The sequence below is a fragment of the Streptomyces sp. M41(2017) genome, from assembly GCF_002078175.1.
Lineage (GTDB): Bacteria > Actinomycetota > Actinomycetes > Streptomycetales > Streptomycetaceae > Streptomyces.
Genome location: NZ_MWFK01000001.1, coordinates 352936 through 369729, shown reverse-complemented (window position 1 = coordinate 369729; position 16794 = coordinate 352936). Strand labels below are relative to the sequence as shown.

13 protein-coding genes are annotated in these 16794 nt (G+C 73.3%); 5 read left to right on the top strand and 8 right to left on the bottom strand.

Going from position 1 to position 16794, the window contains the following annotated elements:
- Positions 1-129: 129 nt before the first annotated feature.
- Entirely contained in the window at positions 130-2973 is a 2844-nt protein-coding gene (locus B0675_RS01635; RefSeq protein ID WP_081216942.1) for a LuxR family transcriptional regulator, read from the bottom strand.
- Between the two features lie 196 nt (positions 2974-3169).
- Between B0675_RS01635 and B0675_RS01630 the strand changes: the two genes are divergently transcribed.
- Entirely contained in the window at positions 3170-3841 is a 672-nt protein-coding gene (locus B0675_RS01630) for a response regulator transcription factor (RefSeq protein WP_081221528.1), read from the top strand.
- Between the two features lie 359 nt (positions 3842-4200).
- Here the strand turns inward: B0675_RS01630 and B0675_RS01625 are convergent, their stop codons facing one another.
- The 3 genes from B0675_RS01625 to B0675_RS01615 all read right to left on the bottom strand — a co-directional run bounded on the left by B0675_RS01625 (position 4201) and on the right by B0675_RS01615 (position 7002).
- Positions 4201-5523, bottom strand: coding sequence for a hypothetical protein (locus B0675_RS01625; RefSeq protein ID WP_241539884.1), 1323 nt, complete (start codon positions 5521-5523; stop codon positions 4201-4203).
- Between the two features lie 412 nt (positions 5524-5935).
- On the bottom strand, positions 5936-6391 hold the full coding sequence (locus B0675_RS01620) for a MazG-like family protein (RefSeq protein ID WP_241539883.1): 456 nt from the start codon (positions 6389-6391) through the stop codon (positions 5936-5938).
- Between the two features lie 65 nt (positions 6392-6456).
- Positions 6457-7002, bottom strand: coding sequence for a DoxX family membrane protein (locus B0675_RS01615; RefSeq protein ID WP_081216939.1), 546 nt, complete (start codon positions 7000-7002; stop codon positions 6457-6459).
- Between the two features lie 132 nt (positions 7003-7134).
- Here B0675_RS01615 and B0675_RS01610 point away from each other — a divergent pair, with 132 nt between their 5' ends.
- Together B0675_RS01610 and B0675_RS01605 are read left to right on the top strand one after the other, a co-directional pair.
- Positions 7135-7461, top strand: coding sequence for a hypothetical protein (locus B0675_RS01610; RefSeq protein ID WP_081216938.1), 327 nt, complete (start codon positions 7135-7137; stop codon positions 7459-7461).
- Between the two features lie 135 nt (positions 7462-7596).
- A complete protein-coding gene (locus B0675_RS01605) occupies positions 7597-8589 on the top strand; it encodes an aldo/keto reductase (protein ID WP_081216937.1) in 993 nt (330 codons plus the stop codon).
- A gap of 272 nt (positions 8590-8861) precedes the next feature.
- Here B0675_RS01605 and B0675_RS01600 read toward each other — a convergent pair whose 3' ends face one another.
- Together B0675_RS01600 and B0675_RS01595 are read right to left on the bottom strand one after the other, a co-directional pair.
- On the bottom strand, positions 8862-9635 hold the full coding sequence (locus B0675_RS01600) for an ABC transporter ATP-binding protein (protein WP_081216936.1): 774 nt from the start codon (positions 9633-9635) through the stop codon (positions 8862-8864).
- 98 nt (positions 9636-9733) lie between these two features.
- Positions 9734-11200, bottom strand: coding sequence for an ABC transporter permease (locus B0675_RS01595; protein ID WP_081216935.1), 1467 nt, complete (start codon positions 11198-11200; stop codon positions 9734-9736).
- 385 nt (positions 11201-11585) lie between these two features.
- On the opposite strand from B0675_RS01595, the gene B0675_RS01590 reads away from it, so the two are divergent.
- Positions 11586-12776 (top strand): serine hydrolase, encoded by a 1191-nt coding sequence (locus B0675_RS01590; RefSeq protein WP_081216934.1) that lies wholly within the window; start codon positions 11586-11588, stop codon positions 12774-12776.
- A 397-nt stretch (positions 12777-13173) separates the two neighbouring features.
- Here B0675_RS01590 and B0675_RS01585 read toward each other — a convergent pair whose 3' ends face one another.
- Positions 13174-13950 (bottom strand): SDR family oxidoreductase, encoded by a 777-nt coding sequence (locus tag B0675_RS01585; protein WP_081216933.1) that lies wholly within the window; start codon positions 13948-13950, stop codon positions 13174-13176.
- A 145-nt stretch (positions 13951-14095) separates the two neighbouring features.
- Between B0675_RS01585 and B0675_RS01580 the strand changes: the two genes are divergently transcribed.
- Complete coding sequence (locus tag B0675_RS01580) at positions 14096-15742, top strand: alkaline phosphatase D family protein (RefSeq protein ID WP_081216932.1); 1647 nt, start codon at positions 14096-14098, stop codon at positions 15740-15742.
- Here B0675_RS01580 and B0675_RS01575 read toward each other — a convergent pair.
- The gene (locus B0675_RS01575) at positions 15729-16757 is read right to left on the bottom strand and encodes a Gfo/Idh/MocA family oxidoreductase (protein ID WP_081216931.1); all 1029 of its coding nucleotides are present in this window, start codon (positions 16755-16757) and stop codon (positions 15729-15731) included. The genes B0675_RS01580 and B0675_RS01575 overlap by 14 nt on opposite strands.
- Between the last annotated feature and the right edge of the window lie 37 nt (positions 16758-16794).

Sequence of the window (16794 nt, the reverse complement as noted above, 5' to 3'; positions counted from 1 at the left end):
GGATCAGCTGTCAAGGCGTGTGCCCCGCTGGAGCAGCCCGGTAGGGGTTCCGACACGGGACCGCGACCGACGGATGTCGACCGGTGAGTCGACCCTTGATCGGGGCCGCACGGCATCTTGCCCGGCTGTTCACGCGGGCATTCGTGTTCTCGGCTCGCTGTCCCCCTGTGGATACTCTCGCCCCAACGCCCCCGCCAACTCCCCCCGCCCCCGAATCCCCAACTTGCGGAAGGTGCTGGTCAGGTGGGTTTCCACGGTGCGGCGGGCCAGGTGGAGGAGGGTGGAGATTTCCGGGTTGGTGCGGCCGTCGGCCGCCAGGGTGGCTATGCGGCGTTCGCTCGGGGTGAGGGCGTCCGTGCCGGTGCGGGGGGCCGCCGCGCGGCGGGCGCCGGCCTCGCGCAGGGCCTGCTGGGCCTCGGTGTGCAGGCGGACCGCGCCGAGGCGCTCCGCGCGTTCGGCCGCCTCGCGCAGGGGCTCGCGGGCGCGCGTCCGCTCCCCGGCCGCGGTCAACTGGCGGCCCTGGGCGATCAGCGCGGCCGGCAGTTCCGTACCGGCGGGTGCCTCGCGCAGCAGGCGTACGGCGCGGTCCGCCAGGTCCAGGCCCTGTCTGCCGCCCGTCGCCGTGCCGAGGGTGCTCAGGGAACGCCCCACCAGGCGGGGCGTGTTCCAGACGGTGGCCAGGCGCAGTTCCTCCCGCGCGAGTGCGAGGGCCTCCTCCGGGCGGCCCAGGGCCACCCGGCACTCCGCCGCCGCCGTGCGCCACGGCGTCACCACGGGGCTCAGCACCTCCCGCGCCGACTGCCGGCGCCCGCATTCCAGGAAGTCGTCCAGCGCCGCTGCCGGGTCGCCGTCGGCCGCGCGCAGGACCCCGCGTGCGTAGAGGAACCGGTTCGCCTCCCAGGAGTCGGGGGCGTCCCGCAGTTCGACGTCGTCCGCGAGGGCGGTGGCCGTGTCCGTACGGCCCTGCCCCACCAGGGCGAGGACGGCGAGCGCGTCCTGGTTGCCCGGGGCACGGCCGACGGGACGGGCGGCCGGGACGACGTCCTCGTGGGCGCCGCGGGCCGCCGCGATGTCGGCCCGTACGTTCAGCAGGGCCGCGTGCATCGGGTGCAGGAGCGACGCGCTCTGGCCCGCGAGGCCCCGCTCCACCAGGCGTTCCGCCTCGTCGAGTTCGTCGGCCCACTGCGCGACGGCGGCGGCCGTGCCCAGGAGGAACGGCTCGCCGAGCGGGTCCGACGGTTCCTCCAGGAGCGCGCGGACGCGTCGTACGGCGGTCCGCGCCGACGTCAGGCCGGCCGTCGCCTCGTACCGCACGAGCAGCGCCCGGCCCGCCGCGCCGACCAGGTGCGGGGAGCGTTCGGCGGTCTCGCGCAGCCACCGGTACATCTCCCGCCGTACGTCCGCGTCCTGGTCCGACAGGAGTGCCGAGGCCGTCTGGACGGTGCGGGCCAGGTCCGGGTGGTCGCGCAACTGGTCGTCCAGGGACCGCAGGACGCCGATCGCGGCGCGCGTCTCACCCTGCCCGGTCAGCGCCGTGCCGAGGGCGACCGCCGCCCGTACCCGGTCACGGGGCGTGCCCGGCAGCCGTACGGCCTCGGCGAGCCGGGACATCCCCGCGGCCGGCCGGACGGTCAGGAACTCCAGGGACCCCAGCTCGGTGAGGACCGCGGAGCGGCGTTCGGGCGTCAGCGGCTCCTCCAGGGCGCGGCGCAGGAAGGCCGGTGCGTCGCCGGCCCTGCCCGTGCGGACCGCGGCGGACGCGGCGTCCAGCAGCACGCCGACCGCCCACCCGGCACCGATCGCGGGCGCCCGCAGGACGTGCCCCGCCACCGCCTGAGCCGGATCGCCCCGCCGCAGCATCGTCTCCGCCGCTGCCCGGTGGGCCGCCTGGCGCCGGGCTCCCGGCCAGCCGCTCGCCACCGCGTCCCGGAGGAGGGGGTGGGCGTAGTCGGGGTGGCCGCCCGCGGGTGAGGGGCGCAGCATCCCGAGGCGGGTCATCGACGTCAGCCAGCCGGGGACCCGGGCGGGGTCGGCGCCGGCCATCACCGCCAGCAACTCGGTGTCGGCGTACGGCGCGTGGCTGGCTGAGTCCGTCGTCGCGAGCGCGAGCGAACGGGCCACATCGGCGGTGGCGGGGCCCGCGCAGTCCAGCCACCACGACACGGCCGCCGGGTACGCGCCGGGGTAGAGGGCCGCGCAGGTCGACGGGACGGGAGCGGGGGACCGCGCACCGGGCACCGCGCGCAGGTCGTCGAGGAGGGCGTGCAGCAGCAGCGGGTTGCCCGCGCAGGCCCGTACGCAGTCGTCCACCCAGGCGTCCGCGGGGGCGTCGTCGAAGGCCGAACGGACCAGCTCCGCCGCCGAGTCGGTGCTCAGCGGGGCCAGGGTGTGGGTACGGACCAGGTCGGGCGAGAGCGCGTGCGCGAGGCCGGGGCCCGCCGGATCGACGTCGTACTGCGTGCGCTCGGTCACCACCAGCAGCACCGGCAGGCGGTCGATCTGCCGGGCGGCGGCGGCGAGCCACTGCCGGGAGTGCTCGTCGGCGAGGTGCACGTCGTCCACGGCCACCAGCAGCGGCGCGTCGCCCGCGTGCGCGAGCAGCAGGCGCCACAGCCGGGCGGCCGTCCGGCCATGCTCAGGGGCGGGGGACGGCGGCTCCGTCCCGCGCCCGCTGTGCTGCCCCAGCGCACTCTGGTCCGCGCTGTGCTGCCCGAGCGCGTCCTGGTCCAGGGAGAGCAGGCGGAGCACGGCGGCGAAGGGCGGATGGGGGTCCGGTGAGCAGCGGGCGCGCAGCACCCGCATGCCGTGCGTCTCCCCGTGACCGGCGGCGGCTTCGAGGAGGGCCGTGCGCCCGGTGCCGGTGGCGCCCGACAGCAGGAGCAGCCGGCCGGTGCCGCCGCGGGCCCGCGCGGCCTCGGCGGCCACCAGCTCCAGCGCGTCCCCGCGTTCGCGAAGTGGTCCGCGTACGGACATCACTGCCTCCCGCAGTCGTGGATCCGCTGACGCCGATCTCGTGGTGTCTCTCGTGGTGCTCCACGATTGTGCGGACCTCTGTTGGCACAGGAGTGTGATTTCAGCCCTCTGTCACCGACCCCACACGACGGACGGCACGTTGATTCGGGAGAAGCGGTTGCACAGTTCAGCCAGGACGACAGGCATCGAAGCGTCCCTGGAACCGGCATCCGAACCGGGCACGGACCACGGCCCCGCGGGCGCGCCGTCGCGCATCCCGGTCGTGGTCCACACCGCGGACCCCATCTCCCGGGCAGGGGCGCTGAGCCAACTGCGCGGCGACCCGCTGCTCGACCTGCGCGACGAGACGGAGGCCGGCCCCGACACCGTGGCCGTGCTGATCAGCGAGACGCCCGACGCCACCGTCCTCGCCCGGCTGCGCCGGCTGGTCCGCGCCGAGGGCGCCCGTGCGGTGCTGGTGGTGAACTCCGTCCGGGAGGCCGAGCTCCTCGACGTCATCGCCTGCGGCGCCGCCGCTGTCGTCTGGCGGCACGAGGCCACCGCGCAGCGTCTGTCGCAGGCCGTGCTCGCCGCCGCGCGCGGGGACGGGGACCTGCCCGCCGACCTGCTCGGGCGGCTGCTGAGCCAGGTGGGCACGATGCAGCGCTCGGCGTCCGGCCAAACCGGCGCACCGGCGTCGGGGCTGACACCGCGCGAGATCGACGTGCTGCGCCTGGTGGCGGAGGGGCTCGACACCGCGGAGATCGCGAGCAAGCTCTCCTACTCGGAGCGCACCGTCAAGAACGTCATGCACGGACTGACCACCCGGCTCCGTCTGCGCAACCGGGCGCACGCCGTGGCCCACGCCCTGCGCGAGGGCTACATCTGACCGGCGGGGCATCCGCCGCTGCCCGATCGGGCAGCGGCCCTTCTTCCGGGCGGCCGATCGGGCACCGGACGCGCCCGCCGCTCCGTCCGGACAGTCGCGTCCGGAGCGAGAGCCCTGTCGCCCCCCCGCCGACCGGCCTGGCCTGCGCCGTCCCCCGTCCCACCTCGGAGAACGGCTGATTTCCGTCCCCCCGGACGAATACGGGAAACGCCACGGACCCGTGCCCCGGAGTGCGGGGCACGGGTCCGTGCGGACGTGCATCAGGTCCATGTCGGGCACGAGGTCACTGTCCCGGCGGGACCGCGCCGTTGCCCGCGTGGACCACCGGCCCCGGACCGTGAACCGGCGCCCAGGACGGCTCAGTCGGTGACCGTGAACCAGGTCGCCCGGGACTTCTGCCACTCCGGGTGGTCGAGGTCCTTCGCCTCGGTGCCGTCGCCGTACAGGTCGGCCGAGCCGTCGTCCGTGATCAGCTGGGCGCGGGCGCCGGACACGCTGAGATCGGGGACGTCCACCACCGCCTCCCAGCCGCCGGGGTCCGAGGTCGGCAGGTCGAGACGCTTGACCGGGGCGTGCGCCGCGTTGCCGTCCCAGGAGTAGAGCGCGTACGGGTCGGAGTTGTCGTCCGCGGCCCAGGAACCGGCGACGATCAGATACTGGTTCGACGCGTTCTTACGGATGTCACGGATCGCCAGACCGCCGAGGTCGAGCTCGATCGGTGTGCCGAAGACCGCCTTCGAACCGCTGCTCAGCACCTTGTCGAAGTTGGTGACCGGCACGATGAGCGCCTTCCCGCCGGGAACCGCGGGAGCGAGCGGTGCGCGGAAGCCGAGGTAGGCCGTGGTCGTCGAGCCCGGCGCGAACTCCAGGCCCTCCACGTTGAACCCGTCGATCTGCTTGGGGATCTGGCCGTCCTCGGTGCCGTCCGCGAAGCCGTAGCGGTCGCCGTTCGCCTCGTCCCAGGCGACGAGGTCGTCGCGCAGCTTCTTGTACGAACGGCCGTAGGTGAGGGCGGTGGAGGCGCCGGAGCCGGTCACCGTCGTGGTGAACACGGTGTTGCGGTCGGCCTTGTACTCGCCGTCCTTGTTGTTGCCGAGCGAGCCCGTCCAGTAGATCGCGTCGCCGACGCGGGTGGCGCCCTCGATGTCGATCTCCTTGGACACGCCCGCCTTGGAGCCGAAGTCCCAGGTCTTGACGGGCGCGCCCGACGCCGAACGGTCGTACAGGCGCAGCGTGTTGGACTCGTCGTCCGCGACGACCGCGTAGCCGCCGCCGACGTCGACGGCCGCCGAGGCGTCGCTGGAGCCGGTGAAGTAGCGAGTGTCCGTGGGGTGTTGCACGGACGCCGAGGCGGCGTAGTGCAGCGTCTTGGTGACCTTCTTGCCGTCGACGCCGGTGACCTGCACCGTGAGGTCCGTGTAGCCCAGGCCGCGTGCGGCGACCGCGAGCTTGCGGGTGGCGCCCGTGCCGCTGACGGTGGCGTCGGTGGTGGTCGCCACCGAGGTCTTGCTGCTCTTGGTGACGGTGACGGCGAGCGCGCCGGCGTCGGCCCCGCTCTGCGCGACGGTCACGTTCACGGTCGGATCGCCGGTCGCGCCCACCGCGCCCGACAGATACGTGGCCGACAGGGACAGGCTCGGCGTGCCGTAACTCGCCGCGTGTGCCTGGCTTCCCAGCCCCATGGCCGCGAGCGTCAGCACGCCGCCGATCACGGCGGTCGTCCGGCGGCCTCTGGGGAAAGCGTTGTCCTGCACGGGGGCCCTTTCGTCGACGCGATGTCGACGAGAAGGCTGTGCGGCGTCCGCCAACTCCCGGCTGCGTCGCGCTGTCCGGGAGGTGAACAGATGCGGTCACCGAGGGCGCGACCGACGGACACCCCTGAGCCGGCCGCCAACCCCGTTGCCTCGTAGGAAGGGTGGAGGCGGAGCGGGAGGGGTCGGCGGAGCACGAGAGGGCGGCGGAACGCGCCGGGCGGCGGAACGCGCCGGACGGCGGGGAAGCGAGGGGAGAGCGGCAAGCGCCGGGTGGAGGGGAGGGGAAGAGCGGCGAGTGGAGCCTGGGCGCGCAGGGTGGGCGCGCAGGTAAAGAGCGGGGTCAGGGGCCCGCGTCGGACAGGGGCGGCCCCGCGGCCGGTTCGGGGGCCGGTTCGGCGCCAGGAGAAGGGTCCGGACGCAGGGAGCGGTCCGTCACCGACACGAGGTGCTCCGCGAACACCTCGCGCGCGTCGGGCGCGAGTTCCCGCAGCGCCACCATCGCCGTGATCATGACGTCGCACAGCTCCGACCGGACGTCGTCCCAGGTGTGGCTCACGCCCTTGCGCGGGTTCTGGCCCGTCGCGCCGATCACCGCCTGGGCGACCTCGCCGACCTCCTCCGACAGCTTCAGCACCCGCAGGAGGAACCCCTCCCGGCCGCCGTGCGCCCGGTTCACGGTCAGCCAGTCGTGCAACCGGTCGATCGCCTCCCACGGGTCCGGTGGGCCGGCCGTGGTGCCCTCGGTGCCCGCCGGGCCGGTCGGTCGGGCACGGTTCGTCGGGGCGTCACGGTCCATCGGGTCGTCGTCACGGTCCTGATCGGCCATAGGAGCAGCCTCCCCCGCGGCGGACCGCCCGACTCCTACTCCTCGAACAGGGCTTCCTGCTCGCCCTGCTGCGCCGTGCGGAGCCGGCTGTTGCGGGTGCCGATGACGACGGCGGTGACCGCGGCCGTGACACCGAGTGCGATCGGCACCATCCATCCGCGGTTCACGGCGTGGCCCAGCGCGTGGTCGACCGACAGCCGCCCGGGGCCCGTCACCGCGAGACCCGCCGCGGCCAGTCCGAGCGACGCCGCGTACTCGTAGCCGCCGGACTGCGCGAAGAACCCGTTCGGTACATGCACCGCGGCCGCTCCGGCCATGGCCCCGGCCGCGGCGGCACCGGCCGCCGGGGTGGCGAGGCCGAGGGCGAGGAGGGCGCCGCCGCCCGCCTCGGCGAGGCCCGCCGCCGTGGCGCTGGCCTTGCCGGGGGAGTAGCCCATGGCCTCCATGGCCGCCCCGGTCCCTTCGAGGCCGCCGCCACCGAACCAGCCGAAGAGCTTCTGCGCTCCGTGCGCGGCCAGTGCGCCGCCCGTGCTCAGACGGAGCAGCAGCAGTCCCAGATCACGCCGGTCGAAACAGGTCACGGTGACTCCCAGTGCAGACAACGGCAACGGTTCCCTCCCGGGTCTCCACCGTCGCACCGATCACCCGCGCCCGGTGTTCCCGCGCGGCCGTTCGGGTGGCGGGCTCCGGGGACCGGTGTGAGTCTGCTTGCCATGACGATTCAGGTAGCGAAACTCAGCGATCCGGCCGTCCGGGCCTTCGTCACCGCCGTGAACGCGCACGACCGCGACGCGTTCCAGTCGGTCCTCGCGCCCGGCGCCACCATGTCCGACGACGGCTCCGACCGGGACGTCGCCGACTGGACCGACCGGGAGATCTTCTCCTCCCGGGGTCACATGGACGTCGACAACGAGTCCGCCGGCGGCCGCTCCCTCGTCGTGCGGTACCGCAACGACGCCTGGGGCGAGATGAAGACCAAGTGGACGTTCACCGTGGACGACGGCGGGCGGATCAGCCGCTTCGAGACCGGCCAGGCCTGACCGAGGCCGGCCGGGCCTGACCGAGGCCGGCCGGGGACGCCGGTCGGACCCGGGGAGGTCGTCCGTTCCCGGGCCCGGGAATCCCGCCCCGAGGGCTTGTGTTCGCGTGCGCTCCAACTCCTAGCGTCCCTGGGCATGGAGAGCTTCGGGAACAGGACCCTGGGAAGCAGCGGCATCGAGGTGAGCGCGCTCGGCTTCGGCTGCTGGGCCATCGGCGGTGAGTGGGCGACGCCGGACGGGCAGCCGCTCGGCTGGGGCGCGGTCGACGACGAGGAGTCCGTACGGGCCGTCCGCCGCGCCCTCGACCTCGGCGTGACCTTCTTCGACACGGCGGACGCGTACGGGGCCGGGCACAGCGAACGCGTGCTGGCGCGGGCCCTCGGCAAGCGGCGGGCCGACGTGGTGCTCGCCACCAAGTGGGGCAACGTCATCGACGAGGACCACCGGCTCCTCACCGGCACCGACGATTCCCCGGCGTACGCCCGGCGCGCCCTCACCGCCTCGCTCCGCCGCCTGGACACCGACTGGATCGACCTCTATCAACTGCACCTCTCCGACGCCGAACCCGACCGGGCCGCCGCACTCCGCGACACCTGCGAGGGGTTCGTGAGGGAGGGGCTCGTGCGGGCCTACGCGTGGAGCACCGACGATCCGGAGCGTGCGGCGGTCTTCGCCGAGGGCGAGCACTGCGCGGCCGTGCAGCACCGGCTGAACATCCTCCAGGACGCCCCCGAACTCGTCCTGTTCTGCGAGGAGTCGGGGCTCGCGAGCATCAACCGCAGCCCGCTGGCCATGGGGTTGCTGACCGGGCGGCACGCCTCCGGCCATTCCCTCGCCTCGGGTGACATCCGCAGCGCGCCGCCCGCCTGGCTGCCCGGTTTCACCGGCGAGGGCGGCGCCGACCCGGAGTGGCTGGCCCGCGTGGACGCCCTCAAGGAGATCCTGACCAGCGGCGGGCGCACCCTCGCCCAGGGAGCCCTCGGCTGGCTGTGGGCCCGCAGCCCCCGGACGGTGCCGATCCCGGGTTTCCGCTCGGTCGCCCAGGCCGAGGAGAACGCGGGCGCGATCGCCCGGGGGCCGCTCACCGCCGCCCAGATGGCCGAGGTCGACCGGGTGCTCGGGCGGTGAACGGCCTCACAGGTGCCCACGCGAGAATGCGGCCGCCGGACGTCCGGTCTCCCGGTACGACCCCGAACCGCCGGTCGTAGAAGCACGGTTCCGCGGTTCGACCCCCAACCTCCGGTCGTAGAGGCACGGTTCCGCGCGGTCCAACCCCGAACCGCCTTTCGTAGCCGTCCGGTTCCCCTGTACGAACCCGAGCCGCCGGGTCGCACAGGGGGAACGGGCGGTGCCGCCCTGCGGCGCGTACGGCACCGCGGCGGCGTACCGGGCGCGTACGCCTACGGGACGACGGGCTGGGAGCCGTACGGCTGCCGCGCCGACCGCGGTCCCTCGTGCTCCCCTCGGGCCGAGTGCCGCGGGGCCGCGCGGCGCGCGCCGCCCTGCTCGGTCAGGGTGATCCGGCCGGCCCGGATGGTGGCGAGGCGCGGCGAGCGGCGGGCGATGGACGAGTCGTGGGTGACCATGACGAACGTCAGCCCGTACTCGTGCCACAGTCCGTCCAGCAGGCCCATGATGTCGTCGCGGGTGCCCTCGTCGAGGTTGCCGGTGGGCTCGTCGGCGAGGAGCACCTTCGGCTTCTTGACCAGCGCGCGGGCGATGGCGACGCGCTGCTGCTGGCCGCCGGACAGCTCGGTCGGGACGTGCGCGAGCCGCTCGCCGAGTCCGACCGAGCGGAGCGCCTCGGCGGCCCGCTCACGCCGTTCGGCGGGCTTCACGCCGAGCGGGACGAGGGCGGTCTCGACGTTCTCCTGGGCGGTCAGCGTCGGGATGAGGTTGAACGACTGGAAGATGATGCCGATCTTCTCGGCCCGCAGCCGGGTCAGCCTGGCCTCGCTGATGGAGGCGAGGTCCACGCCGTCCAGCTCGACGCTGCCGGAGGTCGGCCGGTCGAGGCCGCCGATCATCTGGAGCAGCGTCGACTTGCCGCCGCCGGTGGGGCCCTGGATGACGAGCTGGTCGCCGTCCTCGATGGCGAGGTCGACGCCGCGCAGCGCCTCGACGGTCTCCTTGCCCCGCGTGTACCGCTTGGTGACGCCGGTGAGTTTGTACATGAGGTTCTCCGAGGGTGAGGGGTGGGGCGCCGCGGCCCGGGGGAGTGGACGCGGCGCCCCGGCTCCTGGGGTGTGGCCCGGGATGTGGCCGGGGGCGGTTACGCGACGCTGCGCAGCGCGTCGGCCGGGCGCATCCGCGAGGCGCGCCAGCCGCCCATGGCACCGGCGATCAGACCGCCCGCGATGGCGAGGCCCGCGGCCAGCGCGATGGTGGTGACCGAGACCGGCGCCGAGAGCGCGATGTCCACGGTGTTCTTGGCCGCGGAGGCGGCCTGCCGGCCGGGACCGCCGCCACCGGGACCGCCCATCCCGCCTCCGCCGCCGGTGGAGCCGAGCTGTGCCGTCAGCTTCGGGCTGATCGCGGTGACGACGGCCGCCGCGCCGACGCCGAGGGCGATACCGAGGGCGCCGCCGAGCAGGCCGTTCACCATGGACTCGCCGACGACCTGCCGGGTCACCCGGCGGGAGGGCCAGCCGAGCGCCTTCAGGGTGCCGAACTCGCGCACCCGGCGGGAGACGGCGGACGAGGTGAGCAGCGCCGCCACCAGGAAGGCGGCGACCAGGACGGCGATCGACAGCCACTTGCCGACGCTGGTCGCGAGGTTCGAGGCCGTCGACAGCGAGCCGGAGACGGTGTCGGCGAGGTCCGCGGAGGTCGTGACCGTCGTGCCCGCGATGTTCTTCCGGATGGCCGCCTTGACCGTGTCGATCTGCTTCGAGTCGGTGGCCTTGACGTAGATCGTGGTGACCTTGTTCTTCGCGTCGCCGAGCGTCTGGGCCTGCTTCAGGGGCAGGTAGACGTCGGTGGTCGACTCACCGCTGTCGGGCGTCGCGATCCCGATGATCTTGTATGTGGTGCCGGAGATCTTGACGGTCTTGCCGACCGTGTACTTGTTCTCCTTGGCGTAGGAGGTGGCGAGCACCGCGACCTTGGCGTCGCTCTGCGCGGAGGTGAACGTCGTGCCCGTGGTGATCTTCGAGGTGGCGAGCGGGCCGAGGTCCTGGTGGGTGACGTCGACGCCCGCGACGGAGTACGAGTTCACGTCGAAGGAGGCTCCGCCGCCCTGCACCTGCGGGGTGCCGGTGCCGCCGTTCTGGCCGCCGCCGGGTCCGCCCTGCTGTCCCGAGCCCGAGGTGGACGACTTCGCCTTGCCCTGGGTGAAGGAGCCGTCGACCTTGGTGACGTTCAGGCTCAGCGCGCCGACCGCGCTCGCGACGCCCTTCTGCGCGGCGACCCGGCTGACGAGCGACGATTTCAGGGACTGCCCGCCCTGGGTCATCACCCGGTCCGAACTCTGGCTCTTGCCGCTGTCCGCCTTGGCGTCGAAGTCGAATTTCGGGCGGCCCGAGGAATTGCCCGTCGGTGCCGCCTGGGCCTTGGTGACGGTCATGTCGGTGCCGAGTCCGTACAGCGACTTCAGGACCTTGTCCTGTGCCTGCTGCATTCCGGCCGACACCGAATTGACGGTGATGACCAGCGCGATTCCGAGCGCCAGACCCAGGGCGATCACCAGCGCCGCCTTCTTGCGCCGGCTCAGCTCACGCTTGAGATAGATGCCAAACATCCCGTTCCTCACTGGTTCTTGGCGCCCGCTGTGGGCGCGGCCACACGCTAGGGAGGAACCTTTGATCCGGGCTGAGTGGCGGATGTGCGCGAACTGAGAAAACGGGGCCCCGCATCATTCTTTGATCAGACAGCGCATTCCTGGGCGATGAAGGGGCCATTGACAGGAAAGGCGTGTGGAATGGCGGACGGTCACGGTCGCGGGCCCGCCCGCCGCGCTTCTCCCGGTGGGACGGCGGACGGTGCGCGGGCGGGCCCGCGCTCGCCCCCGCGCGGCCCGCTCGCCCCGACGTTCGCGGTGTCTTTGCCGCCCCTTTGGAAGCGGCTTCCCTTCCCTTTGTCACCCCGCTGTCGGGGCCCGCGGAGCGGCTTTGTACGGTCCCGGGATGCGTGATTCTTCCGGGCTCTCCCGCCGTGCCGCTCTGGGCCTCGCCGCCGCCGCGCCGCTCGCCGCCGCGACGGCCGCCACCGCTTCCGCCGCCGGCACGATCGGCGGTGCGCGCCTGGGCCGCACCGGGGTGCAGGCGAGCGGCGGCACGGCGCTGCCCAAGCACCTCACGGCCCGCTCCTGGCTGGTCGCGGACCACACGAGCGGCCAGGTGCTCGCCTCGTACCGCGCGCACCGGCGCCTCGCGCCGGCCTCCACCCTGAAGATGCTGTTCGCGGACACCGTGCTGGCGAAGTTCGAACGGACCGAGACGCACCGGGTGACCGACGTGGAGATCGCGGACGTCCCCGCGGGTTCCAGTCTGGTCGGCATCAAGCCCGGTATCACCTACACCGTCGAGCAGTTGTGGCAGGGCGTCTTCCTGCGCTCCGGCAACGACGCGGTGCACGTGCTCAGCCACATGAACGGCGGTGTCCCGGCGACGGTCGCCGAGATGCAGGCCAAGGCGAAGGACCTGCAGGCCCTGGACACGCACGTGGTCAGCCCGGACGGATTCGACCACCCGGGCCAGCTGTCGTCCGCGTACGACCTGACACTGTTCGCCCGGCACGGCCTCGCGAGCGCCGACTTCCGCGGCTACTGCGCGACCAGGACGGCCGATTTCCCGGCCGGCGGCAAGAAGACCTTCCAGATCCAGAACACCGACCGCCTGCTGACCGGCGCGTGGGGCCTGAAGACGTACGACGGCCTGATCGGCGTGAAGAACGGATACACCAGCCACGCCGGCAACACCTTCACGGGCGCCGCGACGCGCGACGGACGGACCCTGCTCGTCACGGTGATGCACCCCAAGAGCGGCGGCAACGGCGTCTACGAGGAAACGGCCCAACTGCTCGACTGGGGCTTCCGGAACGCCACGGTCGACCCGGTGGGGACGCTCGTCACCCCGATCAGTGAGGGGGGCGCGAGTGCGGCCCCCACGCGCAGGGCGACGGCGAAGCCGGCGGCGGGCGCTCCGGCCGCCGCCGCGAAGAGCGACGGCCCGCCCTGGGGACTGGTCGGCGGGGCCGGGGGAGCGGTCGTGCTGCTCGCGGGGGGCGCGCTGGCGCTGCGCAACCGCCGCCGTCGCCCGGCGGAGGATCAGGCCGAGGCGTCCGCCGAGGGACGCGGACGTCGCCGCGAGCGCTGACGCGGGACCACGTGCGCGGGGCCGTACAACACAACACAGCGCGGCACCGCACAGCCCTGACAGCTGTGCGGTGCCGGCCATGACGGCGACAGCCGCTCCGTGACCCGGTGCTTTCCTCACGCCTGCGCGCGAGGCCCGCCCCCACCCGGACCGCGGAACGACGGTCGCCTCCCCCCTCGGTGCGGACCGTCGGTCCTACCGAAGTCTCTTCCTCCGAGTGTGAAGCTCTCGTGGAGGAGGTGTTGAGCATAAGCCCATCACCGGCTCGTATGGTCCGGAGAGTCAGCTTCCGTTTGTGTAGGTTGAGGACTTGACCAGATGCGGTGAACGCTCGGCCCGCTTCCTGCGTACACAGGGGACGGGCCGCCCCGACGGAGACGGCGGGGTGCGGCGCGGTTCAGCCGCGTCCGACGTAGGGCATCGCGGACGCCAGGACGGTCGCGAACTGCACGTTCGCCTCCAGCGGCAGCTCGGCCATGTGCCGCACCGTGCGGGCCACATCGGCCACGTCCATCACCGGCTCGACCGCGAGTTCGCCGTTCGCCTGGAGCGTGCCGGTCCGCATCCGCTCCGTCATGTCGGTGGCCGCGTTGCCGATGTCGATCTGGCCGCAGGCGATCCGGTACGGACGGCCGTCCAGGGACAGCGACTTGGTCAGGCCCGTCAGCGCGTGCTTGGTCGCGGTGTACGCGATCGACTGCGGACGGGGCGTGTGCGCCGAGATCGAGCCGTTGTTGATGATCCGGCCGCCCTGCGGGTCCTGCTCCTTCATCTGCCGGTACGCCGCCTGCGCGCACAGGAACGCGCCGTTCAGGTTCGTGTCCACGACGTGCCGCCAGGCGTCGTAGGGCAGTTCCTCGACCGGCACCCCGCCGGGGCCGAACGTCCCGGCGTTGTTGAAGAGCAGGTCCAGCCGCCCGAACCGGTCGCGTACGGCGCCGAACAGGGCGGCGACCTCGTCGGGGCGCGAGACGTCCGTGCGGACGGCGATCGAGGGCGCCTCGGGCACGAGGGCGGCCGTCTCGTCCAGAGTCTCGGTCCGGCGCCCGGCCAGCGCCACCGACCAGCCGGCGCGCAGCAGTTCGGCGGCGACCGCGCGGCCGATGCCGGAGCCCGCTCCGGTCACCACCGCGGTCTTCGTCTCCAGGGGATGCGGGTGATTCATGGCGTTCATGGCCCCGCAGCGTACGGGAGGGGCTTTTGACGCGGCCGACATCCGGAACTCATCCCCCCGCCATGTGTCTGTTGTGTACGCGCCAAGCGGCCGTCGATCCTGACCACTCCAATGCCGTGTACCACCACCGTCAGGGGAGGGCCAGATGACACCCGCAGGCCAGCAGCATCCGTCGCAGCACGCCCCCGAAATCCGCGCCGTCGCACGGCACATCGGGCGCCGCCGCTTCCTCACCGTCACCGGCGCGGCCGCCGCGCTCGCCTTCGCCGTCGACCTCCCGGCCGCCGGTACGGCAAGCGCCGCCGAACTCGACGCGGCGAGAATCACGGAGAACCCCTTCACGCTCGGCGTCGCCTCCGGCGACCCGCTGCCCGGCTCGGTACTGCTGTGGACCCGGCTCGCGCCCGCCCCGTACCAGCCCGACAGCGGCCTGCCCGCCGCACGCGTCACCGTCCACTGGGAGCTGGCGCACGACGACCGCTTCCGCCGGATCGTGCGGCGCGGCGCCGCCACCGCGCACCCCGAGTACCACCACGCCGTGCACGTCGAGGTCGGCGGCCTTGCCCCCGACCGCGTCTTCTTCTACCGCTTCAAGGTCGGCGGCTGGACCAGCGAGACGGGCCGCACGCGCACCGCGCCCGCCCCCGGCGCCCGTGTCGGCTCGCTCAGCCTGGCCGCCGTCTCCTGCCAGGCGTACCACGACGGCTACTTCACCGCGTACCGCCACCTCGCCGAGGAGGACGTCGACGTCGTCTTCCACCTCGGCGACTACCTCTACGAGTACGCCGTCAGCTCCGTCGGCGGCGCCCGCAACTACACCGACCGGACGCTCCCCGACCTGTTCAACCACGAGACCGTGACGCTGGAGGACTACCGCCTGCGGTACGCCCTCTACAAGTCCGACCCCGACCTGCGGGCCGCGCACGCCGCGCACCCCTTCGCCGTCACCTGGGACGACCACGAGACGGAGAACAACTACGCCGACGACATCGACGAGAACGACGGCCCGCCGGAGGAGTTCCTGCTGCGCCGCGCCGCCGCCTACCGCGCGTACTGGGAGAACCAGCCGCTGCGCCGCGCGCAGCTCCCGGTCGGCCCGGACGCCCAGCTCTACCGCCGGCTCCGCTGGGGCGGGCTCGCCCAGTTCGACATCCTCGACACCCGCCAGTACCGCTCCGACCAGGCCTACGGCGACGGCTCGCACGTCCCCGGGCCCGAGTCGGACGACCCGGCGCGCACCATCACCGGCGCGACGCAGGAACGCTGGCTGATCGACGGCTGGCGGGACTCACGGGCCCTGTGGAACGTCGTACCGCAGCAGGTCACCTTCGCCCAGCGCAAGCTGGACCTGAACCCGGTCGCCAAGGTGTCCATGGACGCCTGGGACGGCTACCGGGCCTCCCGGCAGCGGATCCTCGCGGGCGCCCGGTCCACCGGGACCGAGAACCTGATGGTGCTCACCGGGGACGTGCACGTGGGGTACGCCTTCGACCTCCTCGACGACTTCGACGACCCCTCGTCGGCGGTCCTCGGCACCGAGATCGTCGCCACCTCGATCACCAGCGGCAAGGACGGCGCCGACCGGCCCGCCAACTGGGCCACCTACACCCAGGCCAACCCGCACCTGAAGTTCTACAACGGGCGGCGCGGCTACGTGACCGTCGAACTGGGCCGGGAGGCGGCGCGGGCCGACTTCAGGACCGTGTCCGCGGTGACGACCCCGGGTGCGCCGGTCACCACCGCCGCCTCCTTCGTGACGGAGGTCGGCGACCAGGGGCTCAAGCAGGCCTGACGTCCGGTCCGCCGGCCTCGCCGGGATAGCGGACGCCGACGCGGTCCCGGATCGTGTCGAGCGTCCGCATCACGGCGAGCGTGCCGTCCAGCGGGACGAGCGGGGACTCCCGCTCACCCGCCCGCAGCGCGCGCATCACCTCGGCGGCCTCGTGCCGCAGGCTGTTGCGGGGCCCCGCCGACGGCTCCGCACGGAACGTCTGCGGCTCGCGGCCGTCGCGGTGCACCACGAAGTGGTCCGGGAAGAAGAAGCCGTCCGGGACGTCGATGCGGCCCTCGGAGCCGGTCACGGAGGCGGCCACCGGAGTGCCGCCGTTGATGGAGCAGTGCACCGAGGCGAGAGCGCCGCTCTCGAAGGAGAGCAGCGCACCCGTCTGGAGATCGACGCCCTCATCGGAGAGCACCGCTCGCGCGACGATGTCCGAGGGCTCCCCGAGCAGCAACTGCGCGAACGACACCGGATAGACGCCGAGATCGAGGAGCGCGCCGCCACCCTGCGCGGGGTCCCGCAGCCGGTGCGAGGGCGGGAAGGGCCCCGCGAGGCCGAAGTCGGCCTGCACGGTGCGGATCTCACCGATCACCCCGTCGTCGACCAGGGTCTTCAGCTGCCGGACCAGCGGATTGCAGTACATCCACATGGCCTCCATCAGGAAGCGGTCGTGCCGCCGCGCGAGGGCGACGAGTTCGTCCGCCTCCCGCGCGTTCAGCGTGAACGCCTTCTCGCACAGCACATGGCGCCCCGCCTCCAGACACATCCCGGCGGCCTGCCGGTGCGCCGCGTGCGGAGTCGCGACATACACCACGTCGACGTCCTCGTCGGCCGCGAGCGAGGCCCAGTCCCCGTACGCCCGGGGAATCCCGAACCGTTCGGCGAACGCCTTCGCCGAGGTGTCCGTCCGGGAGGCGACCGCCACGACCTCGGCGTCCGGCATGTCCACCAGGTCCGCCGTGAACGCCGCGGCGATCCCGCCCGTCGCCAGAATCCCCCACCGCACGCGTTCGCGCTCGCCCGTCATGCCCGCACCTCGATCTGTGACCCCGAACACGCTGTTC

Bases quoted from the DNA above. Each gene is read 5' to 3' on its own strand.
- B0675_RS01635 (WP_081216942.1), bottom strand. From the start codon at position 2,973: ATGTCCGTACGCGGACCACTTCGCGAACGCGGGGACGCGCTGGAGCTG.
- B0675_RS01625 (WP_241539884.1), bottom strand. From the start codon at position 5,523: ATGGGGCTGGGAAGCCAGGCACACGCGGCGAGTTACGGCACGCCGAGC.
- B0675_RS01620 (WP_241539883.1), bottom strand. From the start codon at position 6,391: ATGGACCGTGACGCCCCGACGAACCGTGCCCGACCGACCGGCCCGGCG.
- B0675_RS01610 (WP_081216938.1), top strand. From the start codon at position 7,135: ATGACGATTCAGGTAGCGAAACTCAGCGATCCGGCCGTCCGGGCCTTC.
- B0675_RS01605 (WP_081216937.1), top strand. From the start codon at position 7,597: ATGGAGAGCTTCGGGAACAGGACCCTGGGAAGCAGCGGCATCGAGGTG.
- B0675_RS01600 (WP_081216936.1), bottom strand. From the start codon at position 9,635: ATGTACAAACTCACCGGCGTCACCAAGCGGTACACGCGGGGCAAGGAG.
- B0675_RS01595 (WP_081216935.1), bottom strand. From the start codon at position 11,200: ATGTTTGGCATCTATCTCAAGCGTGAGCTGAGCCGGCGCAAGAAGGCG.
- B0675_RS01590 (WP_081216934.1), top strand. From the start codon at position 11,586: ATGCGTGATTCTTCCGGGCTCTCCCGCCGTGCCGCTCTGGGCCTCGCC.
- B0675_RS01585 (WP_081216933.1), bottom strand. From the start codon at position 13,950: ATGAACGCCATGAATCACCCGCATCCCCTGGAGACGAAGACCGCGGTG.
- B0675_RS01580 (WP_081216932.1), top strand. From the start codon at position 14,096: ATGACACCCGCAGGCCAGCAGCATCCGTCGCAGCACGCCCCCGAAATC.
- B0675_RS01575 (WP_081216931.1), bottom strand. From the start codon at position 16,757: ATGACGGGCGAGCGCGAACGCGTGCGGTGGGGGATTCTGGCGACGGGC.